Source organism: Streptococcus sp. oral taxon 061 (assembly GCF_964211575.1).
In the GTDB taxonomy this organism is placed as follows: Bacteria; Bacillota; Bacilli; order Lactobacillales; family Streptococcaceae; genus Streptococcus.
Genome location: NZ_CAXOQQ010000003.1, coordinates 86,805 through 111,525 on the forward strand (window position 1 = coordinate 86,805; position 24,721 = coordinate 111,525).

Below are 24,721 nucleotides of genomic sequence, written 5' to 3' on the forward strand. Positions count from 1 at the left end.
TTGTCCCTGAAGGAGAAATATAGATGCAGGTAAAACCAGAACTGGAAATAGAAAAACAACTGATAAACCAGCTGGTAACTGGTGAAAGCCAATGGACTTATAGAGAAGACCTAAAAACAGAAGAACAACTATGGGACAATTTCTTTGAGAAACTAGCCCAAAACAACGTTGCTCTGCTAGCAGACCATCCCTTGACTGAGCAGGAAAAACGCCAAATTCAGAACCAACTCAACTTTGTCAGCTACTATGATGCTGCCAAGTGGTTGGTCGGTGAAAACGGCATTGCCAAAGTCGAGGTTCAAAGAGAAGATGCGAGCCTAGGTACCATCCGTTTGTCAGTCATTTGGCGTGACAATATCGCAGCAGGAAAGTCTAGCTACGAAGTTGTCAATCAAGTCCAACGAGAAAAAGTAAATCCTCTGGACCAAGACCGTAGACTGGATGTTACTCTTCTCATCAACGGCTTACCCATGATTCAAATCGAGCTCAAGAGCACCCAAGCAGCATTTATCGATGCCTTTCATCAGATTAAAAAATATGACCGTGAAGGAAAATTCCGTGGCATCTACTCTAGCTTGCAGATGTTTGTTGTGACGAACAAAGTAGATACTCGCTATATCGCTGCAGCTCGTGAAAATAAACTCAACAAGCAATTTCTAACAAAGTGGGTGGATAAGGATAATCATCCTGTGACAAACCTGACTAGTTTTGCCCATGAAGTTCTTTCTATCCCTCGTGCCCATCAGATGGTCATGCAGTATTCTGTCATTGATGATAGCAAGAAGTCTCTCATCCTCTTGCGCCCCTACCAGATCCATGCCATCGAAGCAGTGCAAGAAGCCTCTCGCCAACAAGCATCAGGCTATGTTTGGCATACAACTGGTTCAGGAAAGACCCTGACTTCTTATAAGGTGGCGAGGAACCTCCTTCAAATCCCATCTATCCAAAAGACGATTTTTGTCGTTGACCGCAGGGACTTGGACCAACAGACCACTTCATCCTTCCTCTCTTATGCCACCAATGATGTCATTGATATCGATGAAACGGATAATACCCATGATTTGGTCAAGCGACTAGGTAGTAATGATAAGCGTGTCGTGGTGACTACCATCCAGAAAATCACTACCATGATGCGCAAGTTTGACCAAGGCCTTTACCAACGAGATGCGGACAAAATCAAGGGACTCCGAGTGGCCTTTGTCGTAGATGAATGCCACCGTGCCGTGACGCCACAAACACAAAAGGACATTAAAGTCTTTTTCCCTCAGTCCCTCTGGTATGGTTTTACAGGCACCCCTATCTTTAAGGAAAATAAACGCCAGCAAGTCGGCGACCTAGCTCAAACCACCCAGCAACAGTATGGAGACCGCCTCCATGAGTATACAGTCAAGGAAGCCATCCATGACGGAGCTGTCCTAGGATTTAAGGTGGATTATCGCAATACCCTCATTACAGACCAGTCTGAAAATGAAATACCAGATACCGTCTACGAGAATGAGGAGCACATGCTGGAAGTCTTGGATGCCATTATCAATAAATCCCGCCAACAACTAGGCTTCCAAAAAGGAGTCGGCAATACCTACAATGCCATCCTGACGGTTAAGTCCATCCCTCAAGCCCAAGCCTACTATGACCTTCTAAAAAGAGTCAAGGCTGGTCAGACAAGAGTCAAGGTATCTGAGAGGGTCAAGATGGTTCTTCCGGACTTCCCAAAGGCGACCATCACCTACTCTGTCACTGAAAATGAAGAAGACTCAAGAGCCAACCAAGACCACATGAAACAGGTCTTAGAGGACTATAACCAAGAGTTTGATACTCACTTTACTATGGCGGATCTTCGTGGCTTTAATACTGATGTTAATAACCGCCTTGCCCGTAAGCAAGACAAGTATCTCTATCGCAATGAACAGCTAGACTTGGTTATCGTGGTCAATCGTCTCTTAACAGGATTTGATGCACCTTGTCTATCGACCCTCTTTATCGACCGCAAGCCCATGCAACCGCAGGACTTGATTCAGGCTTTTAGCCGAACTAACCGTATCTTTGATTCTAGTAAGACCTATGGGCATATCATTACTTTCCAAAAGCCTATAGCCTTTAAGGAAGCGGTGGATAATGCCCTCAAACTCTACTCAAATGGTGGAGAAAATGATGTCCTAGCACCTAGCTGGGAAGAAGAAAAGAGAAACTTTTTGAGAAGTTGTAGTGATTTCCGAAATCTAATCACCGATGACCCCGAAGAAGGACTCCAAATCGAACAAATCTCTACACCTGAATTGAGAAAACTAGCCAAGGCTTATCAATCCTTTGATAAATACTTGGCTTCTATCCGAGTTTATAAAGAGTACGACGAGGAAGAAATCTATGCAGAGACTGGACTAACCGCAGAAGAATTGGAAAACTATCTAGGCTTCTATCAAAATATCCTTGCCGAACTTAAAAGTCGTTCAGAAGATGGTGATGAGGATGGGGAGCCACTGGATATCCACTACGAACTAGAGTCTATCCAAGTCGATGAGATTAACTACGCCTATATACTGACCCTGATCCAAAGCCTGATCGAGCAAGAGCAAAGTCAGGAAAAGAGTCTCAGCGTACAGGACAGAGAAGCAGTGGATACCTATATCCAAAGTCTGGAGAAGACCAATCCAAACCTTGCCCAGATCATCTCAGAGCTTTGGCAAGAAGTACAGGCAAATCCTGACCGCTACAGAGGTCAATCCATCGCTAATATTCTTGACCAGATGATTGAAGCAGTCATCCAGCAACATATCCAAGACTTTAGCAAGACCTGGTATGTGGGTGAAGATGAACTCCGCTACTATGTCAATCACTACCGCAAGGGAGCTAAAAAACAACTAGGAGAAAGCCAACTGACCAAGAGTCAGCGCTACAAGGACTATAAAGTTGAGGTGACAGATGCCCTCAACCCACTCCTCTATAAAAAACAAATCAAAGAAGCCTATACCCAACTGATTGAAGAAGTGATTGAGCCACTCAGGGTTGGGAGATAAAAAGCACTATTTTTAAAAAAATAGTGCTTTTTTTGACTTTTTTTAAAAAAAATGTTACTATTAATGTGTAATTAAGGAGGGAACTAAATGGCAATTAAACAGAAAGGTTAATACTTTTTAATGTATAGTAAATTAGAAATCGAAGATTTATTAGAAGAAATTAAAAGCCTAATTCAGAGTAAAAGCTACATGATTTCAACTGGAGAAAATCGTGAAAAGAACGAAGAATTCATGAGTGAATTTAATTTGAAGGATGAAGAAATTTGTAAGTTATTAATGCAAATCGAGTATAGCGATTTTTGTGAGTGTTTACATCCGTATGATGTTTTACGGAATCATGAAGATTATTATCTGTTTGCGCCTGAATTTACTTTAACAGATTTATTTGGTGACGAGTTGCAAGTTATTGTTTACGTTAAAATAATAATTAAAAATGATAAGGCAAACCAACCTTTTTTAGTTGTTGTATCTTTTCATAGGCCGGATGAATCAAAAGCGTTGAATTATCAATTCAAATAAATTTTCCCTCTTTAAGAGAAGACCTCTCTCTTGAAAGGAGACTAATAATGAATAATAAAAAAATATTATGCGAAAATTGCTTAGAGTCTGTAAATTATAAAGTAGTGGATGAAGAATTAACACGGTCATTAAAAGGAAAAAAATATACTTTTTCAGGTAAGACTGCTTATTGTGTTAATTGTAATAAGCCTGTTTATGTTGAAGAAATTAACGAATATAATAAACAAGCTATCTATGAAGCTTTTAGGAGCGAGAATGGTATTATCTCCAATGAAGATATAATAAATATTACGAAAAAATATAGTATTGGAGCTAAACCATTAGCTCAACTTTTGGGATGGGGAGTTAATACTATTCAAAGATATTTAACTGGTGATATTCCAAAACCTGCTTATTCTGATAAATTGAAAGAAATATTAGAAAAACCCGATACTTTTAAAGAAATTTTGGTCACAAATAAAGATAATATTTCAGATGTAGCATTTAATAAGAGTGTAGAAAAGGTTGACGAAATTTTAAATAATGAAAATGATGATAAACTTACTCAAGTTATTCACTATTTATTATCAAAAAATAATGAGATTACACCGTTAGCTTTACAAAAACTTTTATATTATGTACAAGGATTTTATTTTGCTTTTAAGAAAGATTATATTTTTCTTAGTGACTGTGAGGCGTGGGTACATGGTCCTGTATATAGAGATGTTTATTTTAAATATAGCAGTTTTGGATATAATCCAATCCAATTGAATTTAAATAGTAATCCTGGAGATGGACTTACATTTTTTGAACGTAGTTTGATCGATAGTATATTGAAGAATTTTGCTATATTTAATGGAAAAGTATTAGAAGAATTTACTCATGAAGAAGAACCATGGTTGACTATGCGTGGTGATTCGAAAGCAGAAGAACCATCTAATGAGGTAATTCCAAAGGAACTAATTGGCTCTTACTTTGTAAAAGTTAAAGAAAAATATCAGATGCTGAGAGTTGACGAAATTTATATGTATAGTTTTGAAAAGTATAGAGCAATAAGTTCTTTGTAAATTTTATTAGTTAGATTTTATTGTAGAGGTATTTAATGTTTGAGGAAGAGGATCTTATTAAAATCGGTAAGGAAGTAATTCCGAATATTTATGATGACGGAGGGAAACCAGCTATAAGGGAGGTAGGTCAATTTATCGCGAGGCCTCTTAAACTGATTAATGCTCTTTTTCAGCCTTTAGATATGTGGTTACTGAATAAAGAATATAATATTGAAAAAACTAAATTACTTTTGGCAGAACGATTAAAGCATGTTAAGGAAGATGATTTGGTTAGCCCAGAGCCACATGTCGCTATACCTGCAATTATTGCGCTCTCGTATTCGATGGATAGTGAGGAACTTAGAGACTTGTATGCAAATTTATTATCAAAAGCAATGGTATTAGGAAAGAAAGACAAAGTTCATCCATCTTTTATTGAGATAATAAAACAGCTTAGTCCGATAGATGCGATTGTGTTTAAAGATATAATGGAGATGCCAATAAGACCTATTATTGATTTATATGTTTCTAATAGTGATGAAGTTTCTGAAGTTTCTACAATTGAAAATATTACATGGCTAAATAGAGATTATGATGTTGTTTTGGTTGCATTAGCAAATTTGGCAAGATTAGGCTTGATTGAAATTCCTGATGGTTATAACTATAATAATGATTCGAATTATGATTTAGTACGTTTATCCTCAACGTATGCTAAGACATACGAAAAGTTAAATTGTGAAATAAAAACATCCAATATGATCAACCATGAGGTCAAAGAAAGAAAGAAATATATAAAGTTAAATGCTCTGTCGGAAACTTTTTATAAAATATGTGTCTGTAAATTATGAAAAAAGAAAAAACTCCTAATATAAGATTTAAGAAATTCGAACATAATTGGTTTAAAGATTGTTTGAGTAAAGTCTCAAATTCTATTGAATATGGTTTAAATGCTTCTGCTAAGGATTTTGATGGTATTCATAAATATCTTAGAATCACAGATATAGATGATTCTTCTAGATTGTTTTTAACTGATAAACTTAGTTCTCCAGATGTCAATTTTACTGAAGAGGAATATGAAAATTATAAATTGCGGATTAATGATCTCCTATTCGCACGTACTGGTGCAAGTGTTGGGAAAACCTATCTTTACAGAGAATCAGATGGTGAAGTTTATTATGCTGGATTCTTAATCAGAGCAAGATTACATGATTCATATGATGGGAATTTTATTTTTCAACAGACGCTTACTGATAAGTATAAGCAGTTTATTGAGATCACCTCACAACGTTCAGGTCAACCAGGGGTTAATGGGAAAGAATATGGAGATTGGAAGATTGGCATGACATCCTATCCCGAACAATCCGCTATCGGTTCCCTCTTTCGCACCCTCGACGATCTTCTTGCTAGCTACAAGAACAATCTTGTCAATTACCAATCTCTCAAGGTGACCATGCTCTCCAAGATGTTTCCTAAAGTTAGACAGACAGTTCCTGAGATTCGTTTGAATGGATTTGAAGGTGAGTGGGAAGTTCAAGCTTTAAAAGAATTAGCTAGTTTTTCTAAAGGGAATGGTTATACCAAAAATGACTTGGTTAATTCGGGCAAAGAGATAATTCTATATGGTAGACTTTATACTAATTATCAAACTGTAATTTCTAAAGTTAATACTTTTGTTACTACAGTAAAAATAAATACTGTGATTAGTAAAGGTGGAGAAGTTATAGTTCCAGCATCTGGTGAAACTGCAGAAGATATTTCAAGAGCATCAGTTGTTGAGAAATCAGGAATTATTTTGGGTGGTGATTTAAATATAATCTATCCAGATGAAAATAAAGTGAATTCTATCTTTTTAGCTTTAACCATTTCAAATGGGAGTCAACAGAAAGAATTGATTAAAAGAGCACAAGGTAAATCAGTTGTACATTTAAGAAATAACGATTTAGAAAAAGTTGTTTTACACTACCCGTCTATGGAGGAACAACGTGCCATCAGTGCCTATTTCTCCAACCTCGATGACCTCATCTCTGACCACCAAGAAAAAATTTCTCAGCTTGAAACACTGAAAAAGAAATTATTGCAGGATATGTTTATATAGGGGGAAATTAATTTGAATGATTTATTTCAGCACTTTGAGTTTACCTTGTTAGTTTATTCTGCTTTATTTTCACTCATAGGTTCTTTTATAGGATTTCTATTGCAAGTAATCGTTTCAACTATTTTATCCAATAGAGGAAAAGTTAAAGTTTATATTAAATCGGTTTATCATAAACTATCTAGCAGGCCTTGGGGATTTGAAAATTCAGCAAGTGGAATGATTTTTACAGTTCCTCTATGGATTGAAATACATAATACAACAGCAAAGAAACAAATTATTAGAAATCTAAATCTAGTCCTCTATAAGAATAATAGACAAGTTGTGAAAATGAAACAAGCGAATTCTTATGAAAAATTCGATCAGATATTATTTTATGGCGATAATGGAGCATATTCATTTCTAATTGATGCCTATGAAATCAAAAGATTTGACCTATGTTTTTCTATTTATAAAAAAGAAGTTAACGATGATTTTGATGAGGTTAGAATATCATATTTTGATTCAAAAGATAAATACCATGAGTTTAAAATTTTTGAAATTACTAATTCATGGGTTGTATCTAAGAACAGGATTGATAATGATTGGAGACCTATAAACTAATATCAATCTCTTTAAAAAATTAGAAAGAAACATTATGGAAACAACACAAACTTCCCAGTCGCTCTACCAAGCCCTGTGGAACTCAGCGGATGTTCTCCGCTCCAAGATGGATGCCAACGACTACAAGTCCTATCTCTTGGGCATGGTCTTTTACAAATACCTATCTGACAAGATGCTATTTTTCGTGGCGGAGACCATGGAAGAAGGGACGGATAGTCTTGAAGATGCGCTTGAGGTCTATCGCAACTACTACGAGGATTCGGATACTCATGAGGATCTAGTCTCTGTCATGAACGACGAGCTCAACTATATCATCAAGCCAGACTTGACCTTTACGGCTCTGGTAGCACGTGTCAATGAGGGAACTTTTCAGCTGGAAGATCTAGCTCAAGGTTTTCGTGATATCGAGCAGAGTGACGACCTCTATGAAAATCTCTTTGAAGATATCGACCTCTACTCTAAAAAGCTAGGAGCAACTCCGCAAAAGCAAAACCAAACGGTAGCAGCAGTCATGAAAGAGTTGGCTGTGCTAGATGTGGCTGGTCATGCTGGCGATATGCTGGGGGATGCCTATGAGTATCTGATCGGTCAGTTTGCGACCGACTCTGGTAAGAAAGCTGGTGAGTTCTATACACCTCAGCCTGTTGCCAAGCTCATGACTCAGATTGCCTTTTTGGGTCGTGAGGATCAGGAAGGTTTTACCATCTATGATGCGACTATGGGGTCTGGCTCTCTCTTGCTCAATGCCAAGAAATATTCTCATAAACCGCAGACAGTCGTCTACTTTGGTCAGGAGCTCAATACTTCGACCTATAACCTAGCTCGGATGAACATGATCCTACACGGCGTTCCTGTTGAGAATCAATTCCTACACAATGCCGATACACTGGATGAAGACTGGCCAACTCAAGAACCGACCAACTTTGATGGGGTTCTCATGAACCCTCCATACTCTGCTAAGTGGTCTGCAAGCTCTGGCTTTATGGCTGACCCTCGTTTCTCTCCTTTTGGGAAATTGGCGCCCCAGTCCAAGGCTGACTTTGCCTTCCTCCTGCATGGATATTACCACCTCAAGCAGGATAATGGAGTCATGGCTATCGTACTTCCTCACGGTGTTCTCTTCCGTGGAAATGCGGAGGGAACCATTCGTAAGGCCTTGTTAGAAGAAGGAGCTATTGATACGGTTATCGGTCTACCAGCCAATATCTTCTTTAATACCAGCATTCCGACTACGGTTATCATTCTTAAAAAGAACCGTACCAATCGTGATGTTTACTTTATCGATGCTTCTAAGGAGTTTGATAAAGGTAAAAACCAGAATATCATGACGGATGCTCATATCGAGAAGATTCTGGAAGCCTACAAGTCTCGTGAAGAGATTGACAAGTTTGCCCACTTAGCAAGCTATGAAGAAATCGTCGAAAATGACTACAACCTCAATATCCCTCGCTATGTAGATACCTTTGAGGAAGAAGAAGTAGAGCCATTGACAGACATCGTCAGCAAGATTAACAAGACAAATAAAGCAATCGAAAGCCAAACAACTTCATTGCTTGAAATGCTCAACCAACTCCACGGAACTACACCAGAAGCCGATGCTGAACTCAAAGAGTTTTTGAAAAACTTTAAAGGATGATGGAGTAATCAATTCGCTCATTTTTTAGTAATAACTTTGTTTCCGTATTTCCTGGGAACTAGTAGAAGTTAAGGAGAAATATGGAAAATAACAACCAACGTGCCCTTTGTCAGCAACTCTGGGCGGAAAACAAATACCTTGTTTTGAGCCATTCCAGCAATATTTACAAGGACATTCGCCAGTATCTCAAGCAAGAAGTGGTAGAAGTGAGTCAGGTTCAAGAGATGATTGACCGTGCCTGCCAGATTCCAGAGCACAGGGGTCAGGTTTGCAATGCCTTTCAGCATATTTGGGGCTATTTTAAGAAGAAAGCAACGGAGACTGAACGCAAGGATTATATGTTTTTACTGGATCGTTATCACTCTGGTCAAGCCACCAAAGAAGAATTAATTGCTAAGACGAGAGATTTGCTTGAGCGTTACCCAAATGCTTATCTGCAAGATTCGACCTTGTTGAAAGGAGACTCCCATGAGACTTTGGCATGAAGCTTTGATACCACAACTTCCCCGCCCTCAGCTCTTGGGGCAACATCGAGAGTGTTGCGCCCTTCGTGGCAATGGCTGGGGCAGAAAGCATGCGACGGTTGACTATGTCTTTACCCACTCGCCCTATCGTCTCTATGCCTATCATCGCTTGATCATGGAGGAGATGACTGACCGTGGCTACAAGGTCAGTACAGAGTGGCTGGATAAGAACTACCGTGGCAAGATCTGCCCTCCTTATCAAGACTTAGCAGAGGAAAAGCTGAGAAGTCCTATCTATAGTGAGCATGACCATGCCTACTATGAGGAGTGTCTGGCTAATCTCCGTGAAAAGGGGATCAACCTATAGTCTTTTATAATAACAAGCCATAGGTATCTGTCAGTTCACTGTCATTTTATGAAGAATATAGCAACCTTGAAAGGCTATCAATCTATATTTACCAAAGGATTTGGGGAATCTTCTCTAAATCTTTTTTTGTCTTTTAAATCGTGATATAGTTTCAAACTATATCAAAGCCTAATTTTTTACAATTATACAGACAGTTTCTTTTCTGTTAAGATAGTTTCAACAACAATTTTTGGAGGACAAAACATGTCAACTACAATTATCGGTTTCCCTCGTTTGGGTGAATTCCGCGAATTAAAATTTACAACTGAAAAATACTTTAGAAAAGAAATCTCAGAAGAAGAACTTTTGGCTGCTGCTAAAGAATTACGTGCGAAACACTGGAACATCGTCAAAGAAAAAGGCATCACTGAAATCCCATCAAATGACTTTTCTCACTATGACAACTTCCTTGATGCTGCTTTCCTTTTCAACGTAGTTCCTGCATCAGTACAAAACTTAGAATTGTCTGATCTTGAACGTTACTTTGCTTTGGGACGTGGTTACCAAGGAGAAAAAGGGGATGTGCGTGCCCTTCCGATGAAGAAATGGTTCAACACTAACTACCACTACATCGTTCCTAAATTTGAAAAAGACACTCAAGTAAAATTGGCTGGTCACAAGATCTTTGATGAGTTCCAAGAAGCTAAAGAACTTGGTCTCAACACTCGTCCTGTCCTTGTAGGTCCATTCACTTTCCTTCAATTATCAGATTTTGAAGAAGGTGTGAAAGCAGAAGATTTCGTAGATAGCTTAGTAGCTGCTTACCAAGATGTTTTTGCTAAATTGGCTGAACTTGGTGCGACTCGTATCCAACTCGATGAAGCTGCTCTTGTCAAAGATTTGACAGAAGAAGAAAAAGCACTCTTCTTGAACATCTACAACAAGCTTTTGGCTGACAAAAAAGGCCTTGAAGTCTTGCTTCAAACATACTTCGGTGACGTTCGTGACGTTTACGCTGACCTTGTGAAATTGCCAGTAGATGCGATCGGTCTTGACTTTGTTGAAGGTAAGAAAACTCTTGAACTCGTTAAAGGTGGCTTCCCAGCTGACAAGACTCTTTATGCAGGTATTGTCAATGGTAAGAATATTTGGCGTAACAACTACGAAAAGAGCTTGGCTGTTCTTGAGCAAATCCCAGCTGAAAACATCGTTTTGACAAGCTCATGTTCACTTCTTCATGTGCCATTTACAACTGCTAATGAAGAATTTGAACCAGCTATCTTGAACCACTTTGCATTTGCAGTTGAAAAATTGGATGAAATCCGTGACTTGGATGCTATCCGCAACGGTCAAGGAGCAGAGGCTCTTGCAGCTAACAAAGAACTCTTTGCGACTGAACGTGTTGGCGAAAATGCGGAACTTCGTGCTCGTATCGCTGGATTGACAGATGCAGACTACACTCGTTTGCCAGCCTTTGCAGAACGTGAAGCTATCCAAGAAGATGCCTTCAAACTTCCAGCTCTTCCAACAACAACCATCGGTTCATTCCCTCAAACAAAAGAAGTTCGTGCTAAACGTTTGGCCTTCCGTAAGGGTGAATTGTCTCAAGAAGAATACGATGCCTTCCTTGCTGAAACTATCGACGAATGGATCAAATGGCAAGAAGAAGTTGGATTTGACGTGCTTGTACACGGCGAATTCGAGCGTAATGACATGGTTGAGTACTTCGGTCAAAACTTGTCAGGTTACCTCTTCTCTAAGAATGGTTGGGTACAATCATACGGTATGCGTGGTGTTAAACCACCAATCATCTGGGGTGATGTCACTCGTCTCAACCCTATCACTGTGAAATGGTCTAGCTATGCACAAAGCCGTACTGACAAACCTGTTAAAGGTATGTTGACTGGACCAGTTACCATCCTTAACTGGTCATTCCCACGAGAAGACATCTCTATCAAGGATTCTACTCTTCAAATTGCTCTTGCAATCAAGGATGAAGTTCTTGACCTTGAAGCTGCAGGCGTGAAAATCATCCAAATCGACGAGGCTGCTCTTCGTGAGAAATTGCCACTCCGTCGTAGCGACTGGTACGAAGACTACCTTGACTGGGCTATTCCAGCCTTCCGCTTGGTACACTCAACAGTAGCACCAGATACACAAATCCACACTCACATGTGTTACTCAGAATTTACAGATATCATCCCAGCTATCGACAACATGGATGCGGACGTTATCTCATTTGAAGCTAGCCGTTCAAATCTTGAAATCTTGGACGAACTCAAAGCTCAAAACTTCCAGACAGAAGTGGGTCCTGGAGTTTACGATATCCACTCTCCTCGTGTGCCTAACGAAGGCGAAATCGACCACACCATCGAAGCCATCCTTGCTAAAGTACCAAGCAAGAAAGTATGGATCAACCCTGACTGTGGTTTGAAAACACGTGGTATCCCAGAAACGAAAGAAAGCTTGATCCGCCTTGTAGACGCTGCGAAAGCTGCGCGTGAGAAATTGTAAGAAAAGACAGTTCTCTCTACACGGTTGATCAGTAAGAAATCAACTAGAAAAGGTTCATACATATGTCACGTCAAACACCGTCCCTCTCATTTGAAGTTTTCCCTCCAAACCCAGAAGTAGGCAATGACAAAATTATCGCAGCCCTGAAAGACATGCAGGGCTTGGCACCACACTTCATCAGTGTGACTGCTAGTAATAATAAATTTAATATCAAAGAGACGACGGTTCGTTTGGCAGACTATATCCAAAATGACTTGGAGATTCCAACCATTGCTCACTTGCCAGCTATCTATTTGACTAAGGATAAGGTGGCTGAGACCATTGCGGATTTGGATAAAGTTGGTGTTCAGAAAATCTTGGCTTTGCGTGGGGATATCATTCCAGGTGTTGAGCCACAGAAGGATTTCCGTTACGCCACAGACTTGATTGAGTTTATCACTGAACAGGCGCCACACTTTGATATTATTGGAGCTTGTTACCCAGAAGGGCACCCGGATTCGCCAAACCAAATCTCAGATATCCAAAATCTCAAGAAAAAAGTGGATGCAGGATGCTCTAGTCTAGTAACGCAACTTTTCTTTGATAATGAGCGTTTCTACGATTTCCAAGACAAGTGTACCTTGGCAGGGATTGATGTTCCCATTCATGCAGGTATCATGCCAATCCTCAATCGTAACCAAGCGCTTCGTCTCTTGAAGACTTGTGAGAATATCCATCTCCCACGTAAGTTCAAGGCTATTTTGGACAAGTATGAGAATGACCCTGAGTCACTCAGAGCAGCAGGACTTGCCTATGCAGTAGATCAAATCGTGGACTTGGTAACGCAAGACGTAGCAGGCGTGCATCTCTACACCATGAACAACGCAGACACTGCTCAGTACATTCACCAAGCAACCCATGCCTTGTTCAATCACCAACCTTAAAATAATCAAAAGCAAACCATTCTTCTTTTCATAGCAGAATGGTTCCTTTTTTATAGAAAAGACCGTACTTTTTAAGAAAAATATGATAAAATAGACTCTGTACGTACTTGATACAAAGATGAGGGTATTTAGGTTTTAACGATTTTTAATAGTCGATTAATTTTTAATCAAAATCTAAAAATTGGTGTCTATAAAAAATACGAACGAAGTGAGTGTTAAAAGATATTTCACGCTATAGTGAAATTCCTTGGATTTCTAAAATCATCCACTGGATAATTTTACCTCCCGTCCGCACTGTTTCAGAGAAATATAAAAAAGATTCATAATTGAATTTTGGCCTCATTTCTTAGGAAAAAAGATAAGCTTTCTAGCACTCATCGAGTGCGGCGTCACCTTCCTATTTTTCTACAGAAATGTTCGGCAAGCCGAAACGTCCAAAATATCTTGATTTTTGTAGGCAAGGCGTATAATTTTATCAATCCAAAGGGGATTAAAATGACAAAACATGTGTTTCAAACGACTTTTGCGGGTCGTGAGTTGATCGTAGAGACTGGTCAGGTTGCTAAGCAAGCAAATGGCTCTGTTGTGGTACGTTACGGTGAGTCAACTGTCTTGACTGCTGCTGTTATGTCTAAGAAGATGGCAACTGGGGATTTCTTCCCGCTTCAAGTCAACTACGAAGAAAAAATGTATGCAGCTGGGAAGTTTCCTGGTGGCTTTATGAAACGTGAAGGACGTCCTTCAACAGATGCGACTTTGACAGCGCGTTTGATTGACCGTCCAATCCGTCCAATGTTTGCGGAAGGTTTCCGTAATGAAGTGCAAGTCATCAATACTGTTCTTTCTTACGATGAAAATGCATCTGCACCAATGGCAGCTATGTTTGGTTCATCATTGGCACTTTCTATCTCAGATATTCCGTTTGACGGACCAATCGCTGGGGTACAAGTGGGTTATGTCGATGGGGAAATCATCATCAACCCAACCCAAGAACAAGCAGAGCAATCGCTTCTTGAATTGACAGTAGCTGGTACGAAACACGCTATCAACATGGTAGAGTCTGGTGCCAAAGAATTGTCAGAAGAAATCATGCTGGAAGCTCTTCTCAAAGGACACGAAGCTGTTAAAGAATTGATTGCCTTCCAAGAAGAAATCGTAGCGGCAGTTGGTAAAGAAAAAGCAGAAGTTGAATTGCTTCATGTAGATGCTGACTTGCAAGCAGAAATCATCGCAGCCTACAACAGCGACCTTCAAAAAGCTGTTCAAGTTGAAGAAAAATTGGCTCGTGAAGCTGCGACTCAAGCAGTCAAGGACCAAGTCACAGCAGTTTACGAAGAAAAATATGCAGACCACGAAGAATTTGACCGTATCATGCGTGATGTGGCTGAAATCTTGGAACAAATGGAACACGCAGAAGTGCGCCGTTTGATTACTGAAGACAAAGTTCGTCCTGATGGTCGTAAGGTCGATGAAATCCGTCCTTTGGATGCGGTTGTTGACTTCGTTCCCCGTGTGCACGGTTCAGGTCTCTTTACTCGTGGACAAACTCAGGCTCTTTCTATCTTGACTTTGGCGCCAATGGGTGAAACGCAAATCATCGATGGTTTGGATCCAGAGTACAAGAAACGCTTTATGCACCACTATAACTTCCCTCAATACTCTGTAGGTGAAACTGGACGTTACGGTGCACCTGGTCGTCGTGAAATTGGTCACGGTGCTCTTGGGGAGCGTGCTCTTGCTCAAGTATTGCCAAGCTTGGAGGAATTCCCATACGCTATCCGTCTGGTAGCAGAAGTCTTGGAATCAAACGGTTCTTCATCTCAAGCATCTATCTGTGCGGGAACTCTTGCCCTTATGGCTGGTGGTGTGCCAATCAAGGCGCCAGTAGCAGGGATTGCTATGGGACTTATCTCAGATGGTAACAACTACACAGTATTGACAGATATCCAAGGTTTGGAAGACCACTTTGGAGATATGGACTTCAAGGTTGCAGGTACTCGTGATGGTATTACAGCCCTTCAGATGGATATCAAGATCCAAGGGATTACTGCAGAAATCTTGACGGAAGCTCTTGCTCAAGCCAAGAAAGCTCGTTTTGAAATCCTTGATGTGATTGAAGCTACTATTCCAGAAGTTCGTCCAGAATTGGCTCCAACAGCTCCGAAAATTGATACCATCAAGATTGATGTTGACAAGATTAAGATTGTCATCGGTAAGGGTGGAGAAACCATCGATAAGATCATCGCTGAAACAGGCGTTAAGATTGACATCGACGAAGAAGGTAACGTATCTATCTACTCTAGCGACCAAGATGCCATCAACCGTGCTAAAGAAATCATTGCTGGTTTGGTTCGTGAAGCTAAAGTGGACGAAGTCTACCATGCCAAAGTTGTTCGTATCGAGAAATTTGGTGCCTTTGTCAACCTCTTTGATAAGACAGATGCCCTCGTACACATCTCTGAAATGGCTTGGACTCGTACCAATAATGTAGAAGATTTAGTTCAAATTGGTGATTTTGTAGATGTGAAGGTTATTAAGATCGATGAAAAAGGTCGTGTAGATGCTTCTATGAAGGCACTCTTGCCGCGTCCGCCAAAACCTGAACGTTCAGAAGAAAAAGGGGAAAAAGGTCATCGTCATGGCGATCGTCCTCGTCACCACCACAAGGACCACAAACCTAAGAAAGAAACTACAGAAACACCAAAAGACTCAGAATAAGAAAGGAGAAATGTATGGGATGGTGGCGTGAAACCATTGATATCGTCAAAGAAAATGATCCAGCGGCTCGCACTACCTTGGAAGTCTTGCTGACTTATCCGGGTGTCAAAGCCTTGGCTGCTCACCGTCTCTCTCATTTTCTCTGGAAACACGGCTTTAAGCTTTTAGCTCGCATGCATAGCCAGTTTTGGCGTTTTTGGACTCAGATTGAGATTCACCCTGGAGCCCAGATCGAATCAGGTGTCTTTATTGACCATGGAGCAGGACTTGTGATTGGGGAGACAGCTATCGTTGAAAAAGGTGTTCTTCTCTACCACGGAGTGACTCTCGGTGGGACAGGTAAGGATAGTGGCAAACGCCATCCGACTGTTCGCAAAGGAGCTCTTATCTCTGCTCATGCCCAAGTTATCGGACCTGTAGAAATCGGTGAAAATGCCAAAGTCGGTGCCGCTGCGGTTGTTGTAGCAGATGTTCCTAGTGATGTGACGGTTGTTGGCATTCCTGCTAAGATTGTCCGAGTACATGGGCAAAAGGATGAACCAACCATTCACGAAGTCGAAGAAAAACGTGAATACTACGTCAATAAACTTGAGCATGCTAGAGAAGCCAGTCACAGGTCGTCTGGTTTGTAATGAGAAGTGACTCTTTAATTAGGAGGTTAGGCCGATGCTATTAGAAGAATTTGAAAATGTACCTGCTGTTATCGAGCCAACTGATCGAAGCCTCCTTAGTGGTGGAGAAATCTGTGATACGATTATTTTATCTTTTAATGGAGAAATCGTTGAACGAGTAAAGCAGTTTGAAGATGTTTACGAAGGTGGCTATCTAACCAATCTAAATGGTAGATTTCCATGGTATATCTATGAAAAAGATGGGAGTAAGGTAGCAGTTGCTATAGCTACGATTGGAGCCCCGATGGTTGTTGGACTCTTAGAAGAACTCAAAGCAAGAGGATTTAAGAACTTTATTGTTTTGGGTTCTTGCGGAGTTCTAGATCAGTCTATTCAGGCAGATAAGATTATCCTACCAAGTTCAGCTCTACGTGATGAAGGTACAAGTTACCATTACGCTCCTGCAAGTGATGAAATAGCTTATGATGAAACTCTACTCTTAACCATAGAAGAAGCTTTAAACAAATCTGATATTGAGCACATTCGAACAAAGGCTTGGACCACAGATGCTTTTTATCGTGAAACAGCTGATAAGGTCAAACGTAGACTAGCAGCAGGTGCGACTGTTGTAGATATGGAAGCCTCAGCAATCATGGCTTGGGCACAATTTCGACAAGCAAAAGTTTATCAATTTTTTTATACAGCTGATTATGTTGACCATCATAATCATGAGTGGGATGCAAGATACGAAGAAAGAAAAGCAGATGCTATGACTTTCTTTGAGATAGCATTAGTAATTGCTAGAGAGTTGGATTGAAACGACTCTTTACGATAAACAAGACACAGAAAGGAGTCAGTGAGTGATTAAAATCTATGACACCATGTCTCGTGATTTGCGAGATTTTGTCCCAATCGAGGACGGCAAGGTCAAGATGTATGTCTGTGGGCCAACTGTATACAATTATATCCACGTGGGGAATGCCCGTTCGACAGTAGCCTTCGATACCATTCGTCGCTACTTTGAGTACCGTGGCTATGAGGTTGCCTATATTTCTAACTTTACGGATGTGGATGATAAGATTATCAACCGTGCCAAGGAAGAAGGTATCACACCCCAAGAAGTAGCGGACAAGTACATCGCTGCCTTTCGTGAAGACGTGACGGCTCTTGGTGTTAAGCCTGCGACTCGTCATCCTCGTGTAGTCGAGTTTATGGCAGATATCATCCGCTTTGTCTCTGACTTGATTGAAAAAGGCTATGCCTATGAGAGTCAAGGGGATGTCTATTTCCGTGTGGAAAAATCCCATAACTATGCTAAGTTAGCCAATAAAACCCTAGAAGACTTGGAGTTAGGTGCTTCAGGTCGTACAGATGAAGAAACGGCTCGCAAGGAAAATCCTGTGGACTTTGCCCTTTGGAAAGCAGCCAAACCAGGTGAGATTTCTTGGGACAGCCCTTGGGGTCCTGGTCGTCCAGGCTGGCATATCGAATGTTCGGTTATGTCAACGGAGATTTTGGGTGATACTATCGATATTCACGGTGGTGGAGCTGACCTTGAGTTTCCACACCACACCAACGAAATTGCCCAGTCAGAAGCCAAGACAGGTAAGACCTTTGCTAACTACTGGATGCACAATGGCTTTGTCAATATCGACAATGTCAAGATGTCTAAGTCCTTGGGGAATTTCATCACAGTACATGATGCCCTCAAGACCATTGATGGCCAAGTGCTTCGTTTCTTCTTTGCGACTCAACACTACCGCAAACCGATCAACTTTACGGAAAAAGCAGTGCGTGATGCGGAGACTAATCTCAAGTATTTGAAAAATACCTATGAGCAACCATTTACTGGAACTGTAGATGCGGGAGAGTTGCAAGCTTTTAAAGATAAGTTCGTAGCTGCTATGGATGAGGATTTCAATACAGCAAATGGTATCACAGTCGTCTTTGAAATGGCCAAGTGGATCAACTCAGGCAACTATGATGCAGCGGTTAAGGAAGCACTTACGGCTATGTTAGAGGTCTTTGGTATTGTTTTTGTCGAGGAAGTTTTGGATGAAGAGATTGAAGCCTTGATTCAAAAACGCCAAGAAGCGCGTGCCAATCGTGATTTTGTGACAGCTGACCAAATCCGTGACCAATTAGCTGCTCAAGGGATTAAATTGCTTGATACCAAGGATGGAGTGAGGTGGACACGTGATTGATGTCAATCTCATTAACGGGATTGCGCTAGCCTTTGAAGGAGATGCGGTGTATTCTATGTATATTCGTCGTCACCTCATCCTAAAAGGCATGACCAAGCCCAATAAACTCCACCAAGAGGCGACCAAGTATGTATCGGCCAAGGCTCAGGCACGCTTGATTTCCCTCATGCTGGAAGAAGAAGTCCTAACGGAAAAGGAAGAAGAAATCTATAAACGGGGTCGCAATACCAATAGTCATACCAAGGCAAAGAACGCAGATGTAGTGACCTACCGTATGTCAACTGGATTTGAAGCGGTCATGGGTTATCTTCATATGACTGAAAATGTGGAGCGCCTTGAAACCTTGATTTCTTGGTGTATCCAAAAAGTGGAGGGCTAGGAATGATTGCAAAAGAATTACTAGATTGGTTTCCACAAGCTCAAATCGTAGACCAGCCAATTGATAAGGAAGGTTTTCTTACGCTACCAGTTTCCTCCCAACAGTGGATTTTACTGGAGGAAGTTGGACTCAGTGAACGTGAGAAACAGTTGGTAGCTCTCTTAACCCAGCAGGAACAAACCATCTCTTTAAATCCTTGGTATAGTTATTTGATTGAGGGCAAGGGACAAGCACCGCAAAGTTTTAAAAAGCTACAAGTTGTCTATTGTCACCTTTCCTATTACCAACAGGAAAACCTGACTTCTTGGTTGGATATGATGAGAACCCTCTTTCCTAATTGCGAGACAGTGCTTCAGGTGGGAGCTCAGGATTACCTGTTTGTTCTCCAACAGGACAAATACACTTCTGTTCGGTCTATCTTAACAGATACCTTGGAAGCAGTAGAGTATGACTTTGGGGTTCGCTTATCCATCATGCTTGGTCAGGTCTGGTCGCAAACAGGAAATCAGAGTTTGACAGATCTCATCAAAGCAGAACGTGACTTATTTAAAAACTGGTGGCGTCAAGGTCACCAAGGATTCCATACATTTTCTCAGCTCTACCTTTGGGGTATGGGTGAAAAAATGGTGGATCTTGGTTTGATAAAAGATTATCTCCACCAGATGATTTTGGATCAGGATCAAATTCAGGAAATCATTCTCTCCTTATGGGAAAATAGTGCAGTCCTAACTAAAACAGCACAGCAGCTCTATCTACACCGCAATTCTCTCCAATACAAGATTGATAAATGGGAAGAATTGACAGGACTTCAGTTGAAAGAATTGACAGATTTGACCTTGTGTTATCAATTGATTTTACCAGATATTATTTAAAGTTTTGTGCAAGTTGCACAGAACTTTTTTATTTTTTTGGTCACCTTGCCATAGAAATGTAAAGCGTTTTCATTTATAATAAAACTATCAAAAATAAAAGGAGTTCACCGAAATGGTAGAATTAAATCTTAAAAACATTTACAAAAAATATCCAAACAGCGAGCACTATTCAGTTGAAGACTTCAACTTGGACATCAAAGACAAAGAATTTATCGTTTTCGTAGGACCTTCAGGATGTGGTAAATCAACTACTCTCCGTATGATTGCAGGTCTTGAAGATATCACAGAAGGTACTGCATCTATCGATGGCGTTGTTGTCAATGACGTAGCTCCAAAAGACCGTGACATCGCCATGGTATTCCAAAACTACGCTCTTTACCCACACATGACTGTATACGATAACATGGCATTTGGTTTGAAATTGCGTAAATACAGCAAGGAAGATATCGACAAACGTGTACAAGAAGCAGCAGAAATTCTTGGTTTGAAAGAATTCTTGGATCGTAAACCAGCTGACCTTTCAGGTGGTCAACGTCAACGTGTTGCCATGGGTCGTGCGATCGTCCGTGACGCTAAGGTATTCTTGATGGACGAACCTTTGTCAAACTTGGATGCGAAACTTCGTGTATCTATGCGTGCTGAAATCGCTAAAATCCACCGTCGTATCGGAGCTACAACTATCTACGTAACTCACGACCAAACAGAAGCGATGACACTTGCAGACCGTATCGTTATCATGTCAGCTACTAAAAACCCTGCTGGTACTGGTACTATCGGACGTGTTGAACAAATCGGTACTCCTCAAGAAGTTTACAAAAACCCAGTTAACAAATTCGTAGCAGGATTCATCGGAAGCCCAGCTATGAACTTCATCAACGTAAAATTGATCGGTGACCACATCGTTGGTGACGCCTTTAACTTGAAAGTTCCAGAAGGTGCTTTGAAAGTTCTTCGCGATAAAGGTTACGAAGGTAAAGAATTGATCTTCGGTATCCGTCCAGAAGACGTGAACGCAGAACCTGCTTTCCTTGAAACATTCCCAGAATCAGTTGTGAAAGCAACTATCTCTGTATCAGAATTGCTTGGTTCAGAATCTCACCTATACTGCCAAGTTGGTAAAGATGAATTCGTTGCTAAGGTTGACGCACGTGACTACTTGCAAGCTGGTGCAACTGTGGAACTTGGATTTGACTTGAATAAAGCTCACTTCTTTGACGTAGAAACTGAAAAGACAGTTTACTAAGATAGATTTGAATAAAACAACACTACTAGAGTTTTTCTAGTAGTGTTTTTTTATAAAGTTTAGAAACTCGGATAGAAGGAGACTTTACTAGTTTTCTTATTCACTAAAAAGTGTTAAAATGGTAGGAAGAACTGGAGAGTATGCATGCCAAAAGAAGTAATTTATTCTGGCGATGAAGTCGTCGCTTTAACGCAAAAATATTTATCGAAAGAAGATGTGGCTTTTGTCCATAAGGCCTTGGTTTATGCTGTAGAGTGCCACAGTGGCCAATATCGTAAATCAGGCGAGCCTTACATTATCCACCCTATCCAGGTAGCAGGTATCTTGGCTAAGCTCAAGCTGGACGCTGTCACTGTTGCCTGTGGTTTTTTGCATGACGTGGTAGAAGACACAGATGCTACTTTGGATGACTTAGAGCGCGAGTTTGGCCATGATGTTCGAGTGATTGTAGACGGCGTTACCAAGCTTGGTAAGGTCGAATACAAGTCTATCGAAGAGCAGTTGGCTGAGAATCACCGCAAGATGCTTATGGCCATGTCAGAGGATATCCGCGTTATCTTGGTCAAGCTCTCTGACCGCCTGCACAATATGCGTACTCTTACTCATCTTCGTAAGGACAAGCAAGAACGTATTTCCCGAGAAACCATGGAAATCTACGCACCACTTGCTCACCGTCTGGGGATTTCAAGTGTTAAGTGGGAACTAGAGGATCTTTCCTTCCGTTACCTCAATCCGACAGAGTTTTACAAGATAACTCATATGATGAAGGAGAAACGTCAAGAACGTGAAGCCTTGGTCGATGAAGTTGTGACAAAACTTGAGGAGTATTCATCTGAGCGCAATCTTACAGGAAAAATCTATGGCCGTCCTAAGCATATCTACTCTATTTACCGTAAGATGCAGGACAAGAAAAAACGATTTGAGGAAATCTATGACCTGATTGCCATTCGCTGTATCCTAGATACTCAGAGTGATGTCTATGCCATGTTGGGTTACGTTCATGAGCTATGGAAACCAATGCCAGGACGTTTCAAGGACTACATTGCCAATCGTAAGGCCAATGGATACCAGTCTATCCATACGACTGTTTATGGACCAAAAGGACCAATTGAGTTCCAGATCCGTACCAAGGAAATGCACGAGGTTGCTGAGTACGGGGTTGCGGCTCACTGGGCCTACAAAAAAGGAATGAAAGGTCAAGTTAATAGCAAGGAATCTGCCATTGGGATGAACTGGATCAAGGAGATGATGGAGCTCCAAGACCAGGCGGATGATGCCAAGGAATTTGTAGATACTGTCAAAGAAAACTATCTGGCAGAAGAGATTTATGTCTTTACTCCAGATGGGGCGGTTCGTTCTCTTCCAAAGGATTCTGGACCGATTGACTTTGCCTATGAGATTCATACCAAGATTGGGGAAAAAGCGACTGGTGCCAAGGTCAATGGTCGTATGGTACCTTTGACTACCAAGCTGAAAACGGGTGACCAGGTTGAAATCATCACCAATCCAAATTCATTTGGACCAAGCCGTGACTGGCTCAATATGGTGAAGACCAGCAAGGCCCGTAACAAAATTCGTCAGTTCTTTAAAAATCAAGACAAAGAATTATCCATCAATAAAGGTCGTGAAATGCTGATTAGTCAGCTTCAAGAAAACGGCTATGTGGCCAATAAATTTATGGACAAGCGCCACATGGATGAAGTCCTTCAAAAAACCAGCTACAAGACAGAAGAAGCCCTTTTTGCAGCCATTGGTTTTGGAGAAATCGGAGCCATTACCGTCTTCAACCGTTTGACGGAAAAAGAACGTCGTGAAGAAGAGCGTGCCAAGGCTAAGGCAGAAGCAGAAGAACTGGTCAAGGGTGGTGAAGTCAAGGTAGAGAACAAGGACACGCTTAAGGTGAAGCATGAGGGTGGAGTAGTCATCCAAGGTGCTTCTGGGCTCTTGGTCCGAATTGCCAAATGTTGTAACCCTGTTCCGGGTGATGATATCGTTGGTTATATTACCAAAGGTCGCGGAGTTGCCATCCACCGTGTTGACTGTATGAACCTTCGTTCGCAGGAAAATTACGAGCAACGTCTGCTAGATGTTGAATGGGAAGACCAATTCTCAACCAAGGAATATATGGCTCATATCGATATCTATGGACTCAACCGTTCTGGCCTTTTGAATGATATCTTGCAAGTCCTATCAAACACAACTAAGAATATCTCTTCGGTTAATGCCCAACCGACCAAGGATATGAAATTTGCTAATATCCATGTATCCTTTGGAATTTCTAACCTTTCAATGTTGACAACGGTGGTTGATAAGATTAAGAGTGTACCTGAAGTGTACTCAGTTAAACGGACCAATGGTTAAGTATGATCGATACAGTCAGAAAGGATTTCTATGAAAATCATCGTTCAGCGAGTCAAGCAAGCTCAGGTTTCTATTGAGGGGCAGATTCATGCTCAAATCAAACAAGGCCTCTTGCTCCTAGTGGGTGTTGGACCTGAGGATCAGCAAGAGGATTTGGAGTATGCAGTTAGAAAACTGGTCAATATGCGGATCTTTTCGGATGACGAAGGCAAGATGAACCTATCTGTTAAGGATATCCAAGGAGAAATTCTCTCCATCTCTCAATTCACTCTGTTTGCTGATACCAAAAAAGGCAATCGTCCAGCCTTTACAGGCGCCGCTAAACCAGATATGGCTGAGGCCTTCTATCAAGATTTTAACAAGGAACTAGCCAAGGAAGTTCCTGTTGAGACAGGAGCCTTTGGAGCAGATATGCAGGTTCAACTGGTCAATGATGGGCCGGTAACTATCATCCTTGATACAAAAAATAGATAAAAAAAACCATGCTTGTTAGCTTGGTTTTTTTGTGACGTATTTAGTTCATTTTTTCAACATAGAGCTGTTTGGCGATTTCTAGACTTACCAAGAGTTCTTCATTCTTGTGAATCAAAGTAAAGGTATTAGAGAAATCATCAAACTGTTGAACTTGGAGTTTGTCTCCGATATTGATGGCATGTTTTTCCAGATATTTTAGGAGATCAAAGCTATCGTGAACCCGAGTTAGGAGATAGGTTCCAGCTTCTTTGGTTTCTGATAGTGGTAGGTTGTTGATTTCAACCAAAAGCTCTCCCTTAGCAGGAATGGTACCACCGTGAGGGCAAGTTTTTGGGAAACCTAGCATACTTTCTAATCTCTCTACAAAAAAGTCTGAAACGGTATGTTCTAATACTTCAGCTTCCTCATGAATTTGGTCACTGGTATAGTCTAGATGGTGAACCAGAAAAACCTCAATCAGACGATGTTTACGATAAAGTTCTGATACAAGTGTTAGACCAATATTGGTTAGCAAGTATCCTTTTTTCTTATCTTTTAAGATGAGATTTTCAGACTGCATGCGCTTAATCATTTCAGTTACAGCTGGAGGAGATACCTGCATCCGAGCAGCAATTTCTTTGTTGGTGATTTTAGGAACTTCCATGCCAATCTCATAAATACATTTTAAGTAATCTTCTTTGTTTGGGGTCATTGCTTTTTCCTTGTTTAATATCTGTAACTAGT

The 24,721-nt window shown here is 40.8% G+C and carries 21 protein-coding genes; 20 read left to right on the forward strand and 1 reads right to left on the reverse strand.

The window, feature by feature from the left end; translation table 11 throughout:
• Positions 1-23: 23 nt before the first annotated feature.
• From AB8E63_RS03220 to dtd, 20 genes are all read left to right on the forward strand, one after another.
• Positions 24-3,014, forward strand: coding sequence for a type I restriction endonuclease subunit R (locus tag AB8E63_RS03220; protein ID WP_368909915.1), 2,991 nt, complete (start codon positions 24-26; stop codon positions 3,012-3,014).
• A 120-nt stretch (positions 3,015-3,134) separates the two neighbouring features.
• Positions 3,135-3,533 (forward strand): hypothetical protein, encoded by a 399-nt coding sequence (locus AB8E63_RS03225; RefSeq protein ID WP_006148914.1) that lies wholly within the window; start codon positions 3,135-3,137, stop codon positions 3,531-3,533.
• Between the two features lie 47 nt (positions 3,534-3,580).
• Entirely contained in the window at positions 3,581-4,579 is a 999-nt protein-coding gene (locus tag AB8E63_RS03230; RefSeq protein ID WP_006148913.1) for a type II TA system antitoxin MqsA family protein, read from the forward strand.
• A gap of 35 nt (positions 4,580-4,614) precedes the next feature.
• A complete protein-coding gene (locus AB8E63_RS03235) occupies positions 4,615-5,406 on the forward strand; it encodes a DUF4393 domain-containing protein (RefSeq protein ID WP_006148912.1) in 792 nt (263 codons plus the stop codon).
• The gene (locus AB8E63_RS03240) at positions 5,403-6,653 is read left to right on the forward strand and encodes a restriction endonuclease subunit S (protein WP_074324835.1); all 1,251 of its coding nucleotides are present in this window, start codon (positions 5,403-5,405) and stop codon (positions 6,651-6,653) included. The genes AB8E63_RS03235 and AB8E63_RS03240 overlap by 4 nt, the downstream gene beginning before the upstream one ends.
• A gap of 12 nt (positions 6,654-6,665) precedes the next feature.
• On the forward strand, positions 6,666-7,253 hold the full coding sequence (locus AB8E63_RS03245; RefSeq protein ID WP_368909916.1) for a hypothetical protein: 588 nt from the start codon (positions 6,666-6,668) through the stop codon (positions 7,251-7,253).
• 34 nt (positions 7,254-7,287) lie between these two features.
• On the forward strand, positions 7,288-8,889 hold the full coding sequence (locus AB8E63_RS03250) for a type I restriction-modification system subunit M (RefSeq protein WP_368909917.1): 1,602 nt from the start codon (positions 7,288-7,290) through the stop codon (positions 8,887-8,889).
• Between the two features lie 80 nt (positions 8,890-8,969).
• Entirely contained in the window at positions 8,970-9,374 is a 405-nt protein-coding gene (locus AB8E63_RS03255) for a YbgA family protein (RefSeq protein WP_368909918.1), read from the forward strand.
• Positions 9,358-9,720, forward strand: a complete 363-nt coding sequence (locus AB8E63_RS03260) for a TIGR02328 family protein (RefSeq protein WP_368909919.1) — start codon at positions 9,358-9,360, stop codon at positions 9,718-9,720. Before AB8E63_RS03255 ends, AB8E63_RS03260 begins: the two co-directional genes overlap by 17 nt.
• Positions 9,721-9,963: 243 nt before the next feature.
• The gene (gene metE, locus AB8E63_RS03265; RefSeq protein WP_075229839.1) at positions 9,964-12,213 is read left to right on the forward strand and encodes a 5-methyltetrahydropteroyltriglutamate--homocysteine S-methyltransferase; all 2,250 of its coding nucleotides are present in this window, start codon (positions 9,964-9,966) and stop codon (positions 12,211-12,213) included.
• 62 nt (positions 12,214-12,275) lie between these two features.
• Complete coding sequence (gene metF, locus AB8E63_RS03270; protein ID WP_036753042.1) at positions 12,276-13,136, forward strand: methylenetetrahydrofolate reductase [NAD(P)H]; 861 nt, start codon at positions 12,276-12,278, stop codon at positions 13,134-13,136.
• 495 nt (positions 13,137-13,631) lie between these two features.
• Positions 13,632-15,854 (forward strand): polyribonucleotide nucleotidyltransferase, encoded by a 2,223-nt coding sequence (gene pnp, locus AB8E63_RS03275; protein ID WP_368909921.1) that lies wholly within the window; start codon positions 13,632-13,634, stop codon positions 15,852-15,854.
• Positions 15,855-15,868: 14 nt separating this feature from the next.
• Entirely contained in the window at positions 15,869-16,486 is a 618-nt protein-coding gene (cysE, locus tag AB8E63_RS03280) for a serine O-acetyltransferase (protein ID WP_004251281.1), read from the forward strand.
• A 34-nt stretch (positions 16,487-16,520) separates the two neighbouring features.
• Positions 16,521-17,282 carry a nucleoside phosphorylase gene (locus AB8E63_RS03285; protein WP_006152602.1) on the forward strand — a complete coding sequence of 254 codons (762 nt, stop codon included), beginning with the start codon at positions 16,521-16,523 and terminating at the stop codon, positions 17,280-17,282.
• A gap of 43 nt (positions 17,283-17,325) precedes the next feature.
• A complete protein-coding gene (cysS, locus tag AB8E63_RS03290; RefSeq protein ID WP_368909923.1) occupies positions 17,326-18,669 on the forward strand; it encodes a cysteine--tRNA ligase in 1,344 nt (447 codons plus the stop codon).
• On the forward strand, positions 18,662-19,048 hold the full coding sequence (locus AB8E63_RS03295; protein ID WP_004251273.1) for a Mini-ribonuclease 3: 387 nt from the start codon (positions 18,662-18,664) through the stop codon (positions 19,046-19,048). The genes cysS and AB8E63_RS03295 overlap by 8 nt, the downstream gene beginning before the upstream one ends.
• Before the next feature lie 2 nt (positions 19,049-19,050).
• Complete coding sequence (locus AB8E63_RS03300; protein WP_368909924.1) at positions 19,051-19,920, forward strand: helix-turn-helix domain-containing protein; 870 nt, start codon at positions 19,051-19,053, stop codon at positions 19,918-19,920.
• A 112-nt stretch (positions 19,921-20,032) separates the two neighbouring features.
• Positions 20,033-21,163 (forward strand): ABC transporter ATP-binding protein, encoded by a 1,131-nt coding sequence (locus tag AB8E63_RS03305; protein WP_004251267.1) that lies wholly within the window; start codon positions 20,033-20,035, stop codon positions 21,161-21,163.
• 144 nt (positions 21,164-21,307) lie between these two features.
• On the forward strand, positions 21,308-23,524 hold the full coding sequence (locus tag AB8E63_RS03310) for a bifunctional (p)ppGpp synthetase/guanosine-3',5'-bis(diphosphate) 3'-pyrophosphohydrolase (RefSeq protein ID WP_004251252.1): 2,217 nt from the start codon (positions 21,308-21,310) through the stop codon (positions 23,522-23,524).
• Positions 23,525-23,554: 30 nt separating this feature from the next.
• Positions 23,555-23,998, forward strand: coding sequence for a D-aminoacyl-tRNA deacylase (gene dtd, locus AB8E63_RS03315; RefSeq protein ID WP_223332641.1), 444 nt, complete (start codon positions 23,555-23,557; stop codon positions 23,996-23,998).
• Between the two features lie 40 nt (positions 23,999-24,038).
• On the opposite strand, the gene AB8E63_RS03320 is transcribed toward dtd, so the two are convergent.
• A complete protein-coding gene (locus AB8E63_RS03320) occupies positions 24,039-24,689 on the reverse strand; it encodes a metal-dependent transcriptional regulator (protein ID WP_368909925.1) in 651 nt (216 codons plus the stop codon).
• Positions 24,690-24,721 lie beyond the last annotated feature (32 nt).